The organism is Rhodothermales bacterium (assembly GCA_034439735.1).
Lineage (GTDB): Bacteria > Bacteroidota > Rhodothermia > Rhodothermales > JAHQVL01 > JAWKNW01.
This window is the reverse complement of sequence record JAWXAX010000258.1, coordinates 1-7,204: the sequence shown is the minus strand read 5'-3', so window position 1 is coordinate 7,204 and position 7,204 is coordinate 1. Positions and strand designations below refer to the sequence as shown.

The 7,204-nt window shown below is 63.3% G+C and carries 5 protein-coding genes and 1 pseudogene; 5 read left to right on the top strand and 1 reads right to left on the bottom strand.

The window, feature by feature from the left end:
- The first annotated feature begins 44 nt into the window (after positions 1 to 44).
- Both SH809_18165 and SH809_18160 read left to right on the top strand, forming a co-directional pair.
- Positions 45 to 383: pseudogene (locus SH809_18165) on the top strand (acyl-CoA dehydrogenase family protein).
- Positions 384 to 410: 27 nt separating this feature from the next.
- Complete coding sequence (locus SH809_18160) at positions 411 to 1,325, top strand: acyl-CoA dehydrogenase domain-containing protein (GenBank protein ID MDZ4701642.1); 915 nt, start codon at positions 411 to 413, stop codon at positions 1,323 to 1,325.
- On the opposite strand, the gene SH809_18155 is transcribed toward SH809_18160, so the two are convergent.
- Entirely contained in the window at positions 1,322 to 3,703 is a 2,382-nt protein-coding gene (locus tag SH809_18155) for a TonB-dependent receptor (protein ID MDZ4701641.1), read from the bottom strand. The genes SH809_18160 and SH809_18155 overlap by 4 nt on opposite strands.
- 479 nt (positions 3,704 to 4,182) lie before the next feature.
- On the opposite strand from SH809_18155, the gene SH809_18150 reads away from it, so the two are divergent.
- From SH809_18150 to SH809_18140, 3 genes are all read left to right on the top strand, one after another.
- The gene (locus SH809_18150; GenBank protein ID MDZ4701640.1) at positions 4,183 to 4,908 is read left to right on the top strand and encodes a hypothetical protein; all 726 of its coding nucleotides are present in this window, start codon (positions 4,183 to 4,185) and stop codon (positions 4,906 to 4,908) included.
- Positions 4,909 to 5,121: 213 nt separating this feature from the next.
- Positions 5,122 to 5,316, top strand: a complete 195-nt coding sequence (locus SH809_18145) for a general stress protein CsbD (protein ID MDZ4701639.1) — start codon at positions 5,122 to 5,124, stop codon at positions 5,314 to 5,316.
- A 184-nt stretch (positions 5,317 to 5,500) separates the two neighbouring features.
- The gene (locus SH809_18140) at positions 5,501 to 7,165 is read left to right on the top strand and encodes a carboxyl transferase domain-containing protein (protein MDZ4701638.1); all 1,665 of its coding nucleotides are present in this window, start codon (positions 5,501 to 5,503) and stop codon (positions 7,163 to 7,165) included.
- Positions 7,166 to 7,204: the final 39 nt, after the last annotated feature.

The following is a 7,204-nucleotide window of genomic DNA, read 5'->3' as shown; positions in this document are numbered from 1 at the left end:
GTCCAAACTGTTTCCGGATCTTCGCATGAGCCGAGGCGGCGGGTGGGAGCAAACTCGTCTACCGCGCCGCCTCGGCTCATGCGAAGATCCGGAAACAGTTTGGACTGCCCATCGGGCTGTTCGAGGGTATCGAGGAGCCGCTGGCAAGGATCGGCGGATTCAACTACGTGATGGAGGCCGCGCGCCGGTACACCTGCGGGGCGCTGGCGAAGGGAGTGGCGCCGGCGGTGGTGACCGCGATGGCGAAATACAATTTCACCGAGCTGCAGCGCAAGGCGATCAACGATGGGATGGATATTCTTGGCGGAAACGCGATATCCTGGGGACCGCGCAACCTGCTGGCGTCGGCGTATATGAACACCCCGATCGGCATCACCGTCGAGGGCGCGAACATCCTCACCCGCACCCTGATGATCTTCGGGCAGGGCGCCATCCGGTGCCATCCGTACGTCTACGCCGAAACGCAGAGCCTCATGAAACGCGACGCGGCCGGCTTCGACCTCGCCTTCACCAGCCATGTCGGCCACACGGTGCGCAACCTGTCGCGGGCCATCGTACTGTCGCTCACGCGGGGGGTGTTCGCGGCCTCGCCGGCCAGCGGCGTGGCGCGGCGCTACTGGCAAAAGCTGGTCTGGACATCCGCCTCGTTTGCATTCCTGGCAGACATCGCCCTCATCAGCCTGGGCGGAAATCTGAAGCGTAAGGAGAAGATCACCGGGCGTTTCGCTGACATCTTTTCGTGGCTCTACCTCGCCGCCGCCACGCTGCGGCGCTTCGAGGCGGAGGGTCGGCTGAAGGAGGACGAAGCCTTCCTGCACTGGTCGATGCAATACGCCTTCGGCGAGATCCAGAAGGCGTTCGACGGGCTGTTCAAGAACTTCGACGTGCCGGTGCTGGGGTTGATATTCCGGGGACCCGTTGCTCTCTGGTCGCGGCTGAATCCGTTTGGAAATGGGCCGCGGGATAGCGTCGGCCATGACGTGGCGCGGGCCATGCAGATACCCGGACCCCAGCGCGACCGCCACACCGCCGGCATCTACACCCCGTCCGATCCCGAGGAGGCGCTCGGCCGGCTCGACCACGCCCTGCGCCTCGTCACCGAAGGAGATCAGGTGGCGCGGGCCATTGGAAAGGCTGTCGGCGCGAAGAAACTACCGAAGGGCCGGCCCGAGACACTCATCCAGGCGGCGCTAGACGCCGGCGTCATCACCGCCGACCAGGCCGAACTCATGAAACGCGCCGAAGCCGCCCGCGAGGATGCCATCCAGGTAGACTCGTTCACCCAGGAAGAGTACATGCAGGGGGTTAACGCGTTGACGCGTTAATGCTTCAGCCGCCACTCCAGCCCGAACGCCGGCATGATCGGCAGCCAGGTCTGCGGTTCGGGGATGAGGAGGACTGTTCCGTCCTCCTGGTTGACAGGGCGGTAGTTGTAGAGCCGGATGTTCTTCCGGTTATAGGCATTACGCACCTCGACATAGGCGGCGAGGGTTGAGTTTCGCATCGTGAAGTCGCGCTGGATGCGGACGTCCAGCCGGTGGTAGGCCGGCAGCGTCAACGCGTTCAGGACGCCGAAGTGTTTGCGGTAGAAGCTGTCTCCGCCGCGGGGGCGAACGATTTCGACATCGACGCTCGTATAGCGCCAGCCGGTGTGGTATTGCCAGGTCGCGTTGATGCCCAGGCGCCGGCCGATGCGCAGATTGGCGTCTGCAAAGAAGGTGTGGAGCTGGTCGAAGCTTTTCGCCACGCGGACGCCGTCGACGACATCCTCGGCGCGGGATAACGCGTACGAAAGCCACCCGTTGAAGCGCCGGCCGATGTCCTTCTGCACGAGCACCTCCAGGCCGAGCGCCTCGCCGAAATCGGGGTTGAGTTGGACGCGGTCGTCCGCGATCTCGGGGAAGAGATTGGTGGCGTCGCCGAGGAGGCTGACGTAGCGGGGCCGCAGGTTGGTTTTGCGTTTCTGGTAAACATCTACCCGAACCGACGCCCCGCCGGCAAGCAGCTGGTGGATGCCCACGACCCGGTGTTCAGCGCGCTCGGCGGCATAAAACGCCGCGTCGCTATCCTGCAGCATCAGCTCGTGCAGCCCCTGGATCTGATGGAAGTACCCCCAGCCGGCGAGAAGCGTCATTCCAGTCCAGAGCCGGTAGCCGGCATTGACGCGGGGGCTGAAATGGCGGTCGTCGGTCCAGGAAGCCATGTCGTAGCGGACGCCGGCCTCGGTGGTAAGCCGGCGACCGATGCGCTGGCGGTAGCTGGTGTAGGCGCCGGCGGCCTGGCCGGAGCGCCCCTGTGCCCAGCTCGATTTTTCATAGGCCGGCCCCGTCTGCCGGGTCGCCGCCTCTTCGAGGTAGTCGGCGCTGGCGTAGCGGTAGTCCGCCCGGTGCTCGCGGACGACATAGCCCCACTTGAACAGGGCGCGGTCACCGGCCTCGAAGTGCCAGTCCTGTCGGGCCCCGAGCGTGAGGAACGTGCGGTCGTCGTTCACCTCGAAGGACACCCGGCCGTCGCTGGTCCGGATGTCGATGCCGCGTCGGTACTGGCCGGCGCGGCTCAGGGAGAGCACGGTGGAGGAGTAGAGCCGGCTGGACCAGACGCTTTGCAGGCTGGACCACACGTAGCCGTTGCCGTACCGTGTGAGGGCGCGGTCGTTCGGCTCGTTTCGCTCGATGAAGTTCAGCCGGTCCTCGGCGCCGAGGGCGTGCAGGCCCAGGGTGTGACGCCGGCCGAGGCGGTAGGTGACCTTTGCGAACCCGTCGTAGTACCGCGGCGCGTAGTTCTGGTCCTGCCCGGTGAACTGGAGGACGAGGTCCATGAAGCCCCGCCGACCCAGCACGAGCCACCGGCCGTCGCCCGCTCGAAAGGTGCCCTGGGATTTCAGCCGGGCGTTCATCAGGCTGATGCCGAGCGTGGTTTCTGCCTCGCCGGTGTTGGGCTGCGCCGAAGTCAACGCAAAGACGCCGCTCAGCTTATTGCCGTATTCGGCGGTGAACGCCCCGGTCATCAGGTCGACGCCTCCGATCGCCTCCACATCCACGATACTCATCGCGCCGCCGCCGATGTCCTTCATGTGGAACGGATCCTGGAGCTCCATCCCATCCAGCGTCACGAGCACCTCGTCGTGTTCGCCGCCGCGCACCGTGAAGCGGGCGGAAAAGTCGCTGCCGGACAACCCCGGTATGCGGCGCACGGCGCGATAGACGTCATCTCCCAGGCCGGGCATGTGATCGAGTTCGTCGTTGGAGATAGTCTGCATCGAGCCCGACACGGCGCGTTGCATCGAGAAGCGGCCGGGAGTCACGACGACTTCGTCGAGGGAGAGGGCGGCTTCCTCGAGGTCGAAGTGCACGGTGACCGTCTGCCCTGCGGCGGCGAGGCCGACGCCGGACTGCCGGCTTTCGAAACCGAGCATGCCGGCCTCGACGGTGTAGTGCCCCGGCGCCATGCCGGCCATACGAAACCAGCCCTCGGCGTCCGTCGCGGCGCCGTACGGGGTGCCGGCCAGCCGCACGTGCGCGCCGGCGAGCGGGGCGCCGGTCGCGGCGTCCCGCACACGCCCTTCCAATCGAGCCGTGAGGGGAGTCGCGATGGCAGGAAGAGCCGGCGTGTGGACGCTCGCGGGCCGCGTTTGACCATTCGCGATCGGCGCGAACAGGCACATCAGCAGCGCCCAGAGAACCGCAGGCGAAGGTAAGCCCATTAAAGGGACCGGGTAATGAAACAGGTGCAGGCAGCCGGCGAGGGTGATTCGGCGAATGCTCGGCGTAGGGTGGTGGTGTATCGGGGTAGGAGCCCTGGCAGGCTCCGGGTGGCGAACGGGTGCGACGTAGTAGCGCGAAGGCCGCCGTTCGATAGCCCAGAATTAGGGCTTTTTTGTGACAATTTCAACTATTCGACGATGTTAAAGAAAAGCGGCAACTGCCCTACAACTCCGTGCACCACAGGCGTCATAGCGTGACGCCGGAATATGCCTTTATCCAGTGCCTTCGTGGTAGATCGAGTACGCCAGGCACGTCTTGTTTTGTTGCGTCTGAACCGATAGCGTTGAAGATCGTGTTAAGCCAGAGAGGCCGGCTCGTATAGCCGTTGCTCCTCGTGACGATAGCTTTAGTAAGGACCTGCGAAACGCTTCGCCGGCGTCCGCAGGGCGCTGTTCGTAGATTTTACGAGGTAATCCCTATGGCTGACTTGCGTCTTGATCACTTTCTGGGCGCGCTTCGCGACATGGAAAGCGCGCAGTACCGCATCCTGGATGCCCTGAACCGATCGCGCCAGGCGTTCAAGAAAAACATCATCTATCCGGATCTGGGTGCGCTGGTAAACCTGTACGGCTCGCTCCGGCAGTTGACAGGTCGGATGAACGAGGTGGAGCAGGGGATGCCCCGCCGGCTCAGGGAGATCGATCTTCGCAACAACCAGCTGCTGTACGACATTCCCGCGATGGAGGAGGACCAGCTGCTGCAGGTGCGTGAACTCATCGACTGGGCGATGCCGCACATCCAGGAAACCATCGAGGAAGGAAAAACCATCTTCGAGTTCGTGGAGGAGCAACTCCACCTGGGCGAGGTAGGCATCGTGCCGGCGTATGTCGAGGAAGGCTACCTGTTGGTGCCCAACCGCCTTACCAGCGAACTCTATATCCTCCAATACACGATTTCGCTGTTCACGGACGTGAAGGAGCGGTATCGGAGCCTCAAAACGAACCTCATCAAAACCATTCCGCACCGCTCGGTCTATCACTCTCCCCACGCCATCAAGCTCGAACTCATGGAGGAAAACCGAAGCCTGCCGAATCCCGCGACGTTTTTTTGCACCGTCGAGCTCGACCTCCCCTTCGAACAAACGCTGCTGCCCGTCGCCAAGCGGAAACTGATGCGCCACCTGTACACGCAAGGCGCGGCGTGAGTTGGGGGCGGGTTGGCAGGTTACAGGTTGGCAGGTTACAGGTTACAGGTTGGCAGGTTACAACATGTCAACTTGCAACTTGTCAACCTGCAACCATCCCCATTCTCCCCATATTCTTAACACGCTCGACACATTGTTTTGAAACAACGGTTGTCCGGGTCCGGTTTTAAAAAGTGCACGATTCGATGACCAAACCGTCAACGGGGAACGCATATGGCGACCGGTACCATGAACGACAACTGGAACTTCGTCAAGAAGCAGATCGAGTTGATCTGGAAGAACACGGAGTTCGACGACACGGAACTGAAGCGGGCGCGGGGCAATCTCCGGAAGATGGTGGATCTGATCAGCGAGAAGACGGGGGAGTCGCCGATGGAGGTGCGCCAGAAGATGAGCGCCATGTTTTAGAGGCGAACCGGGTCGAGTAAGGATTGGGTGGTCTAGGAGGAGGTACACGGCTGGAGGGATGTAACTCCGGCTGTGGACGAGGGTTTTTTATCGCCATGCAGTCGGCCCGATAAGGCCGGCTTTTTTTTTGCGAACGGGTTGGATCTATCGGCGTACAAGCCGCTCCTTTCTCAACTCCATTCCTATGTCCACCTTTCCCCTAGGCAAGCTGGCCCCGGTCACGTCCAAGCCGTTTCAGGACCGCCGGACCCGTTATGAGGTGCTCCTCGCCGAGTTATTCGAGCGGGCCGATGAGGTTAAGCCCGGCGGCGGCGCCCAGCGCATCGCGCGCGAGCACGAGCGGGGCAAGATGACGGCCCGCGAACGCATCGCGGCGCTGCTGGACGACGAGAACGACTTCACGGAGCTGGGCCTTTTTGCCGGCTACGGCATGTATGCGGACGAAGGTGGATGCCCTTCGGGCGGTACGGTGATGGGGCTGGGGAAGATCAGCGGCAAGTTGTGCCTCGTCGTGGCAAACGACGCGACCGTAAAGGCCGGCGCCTGGTTTCCGATCACGGCCAAGAAGAACCTCCGCGCCCAGGAAATTGCCCTCGAAAACCACGTCCCGATCGTCTACCTGGTCGACTCCGCCGGCGTCTACCTGCCCATGCAGGACGAAATATTCCCCGACAAGGACCATTTTGGCCGCATCTTCCGCAACAACGCCATCCTCTCCAGCCGCGGCATCCCGCAGATAGCCGCCATCATGGGGAGCTGCGTCGCCGGCGGCGCCTACCTGCCCATCATGAGCGACGAGGCCCTGATTGTCGATGGCACGGGCTCCGTGTTCCTCGCCGGCCCGTTCCTCGTCAACGCCGCCATCGGGGAGGTGGTGGACGCGGAAACCCTCGGCGGCGCCCGGACGACCGCGGAAATTTCAGGGGTGACCGACTACCGGGTGCCCGACGACGCGACGTGCCTGAGCACCATCCGCCAGCTCGTGGCTCACATGAACCTGAAGCCGCGCGCCGGCTTCCTGCGCGACACGCCGGCGGAGCCGGCGTACCCCGCCGAGGAGATCTACGGCATCATTCCCGAGGCCTCGAATCAGCCGTACGACATGCTCGAAGTCCTCGCCAGGATCGTCGACAAAGACTCCTGGACGCCCTATAAGGAAACCTACGGTCGGACGATCCTGACCGGCTATGCCCGCATCGACGGATGGAGCGTCGGGATCGTGGCCAACCAGCGGATGGTGGTGAAAAACAGCGAAGGGGAGATGCAGGTCGGCGGCGTCATCTACTCCGACGCGGCCGACAAGGCGGCGCGGTTCATCATGAACTGCAACCAGAAACGCGTCCCGATCGTGTTTTTCCAGGACGTGACTGGCTTCATGGTAGGCACCCGCGCCGAACACGGGGGCATCATCAAAGATGGGGCGAAGATGGTGAGCGCCGTCGCCAACACCGTCGTCCCGAAGTTCACGGTGATCGTGGGCAACTCGTACGGCGCGGGCAACTACGCCATGTGCGGCCGCGCGTACGACCCGCGCCTCATCTGCGCCTGGCCCACCGCCAAGATCGCCGTCATGGGAGGGAAGCAGGCGGCCAAGACGCTCCTTCAGATCCAGGTATCGAAGCTCGAACGGGAGGGCAAGAAGCTGACGCTAGAGGAACAGGCCGTGATGCTGGAGGAGATCGAAGAAATATACCGCGAACAGATGACACCCTACTACGCCGCCGCACGTCTCTGGGTGGACGAAGTGATCGACCCCGCCACCACCCGCCAGTGGCTCAGCCGCGGCATCGACATGGCCGACCACAACGCGGTGATTCCGCCGTTTAATCCGGGGGTGTTGCAGACGTAGCCGCCCCCCCACGCCCGTCCCCCAACCCCGTAGGTCGGG

What these genes read in the sequence shown, in the direction of transcription:
- SH809_18160 (MDZ4701642.1), top strand. Translation starts at nt 411, where the DNA reads ATGATCTTCGGGCAGGGCGCCATCCGGTGCCATCCGTACGTCTACGCC.
- SH809_18155 (MDZ4701641.1), bottom strand. Translation starts at nt 3,703, where the DNA reads ATGGGCTTACCTTCGCCTGCGGTTCTCTGGGCGCTGCTGATGTGCCTG.
- SH809_18140 (MDZ4701638.1), top strand. Translation starts at nt 5,501, where the DNA reads ATGTCCACCTTTCCCCTAGGCAAGCTGGCCCCGGTCACGTCCAAGCCG.
- SH809_18150 (MDZ4701640.1), top strand. Translation starts at nt 4,183, where the DNA reads ATGGCTGACTTGCGTCTTGATCACTTTCTGGGCGCGCTTCGCGACATG.
- SH809_18145 (MDZ4701639.1), top strand. Translation starts at nt 5,122, where the DNA reads ATGGCGACCGGTACCATGAACGACAACTGGAACTTCGTCAAGAAGCAG.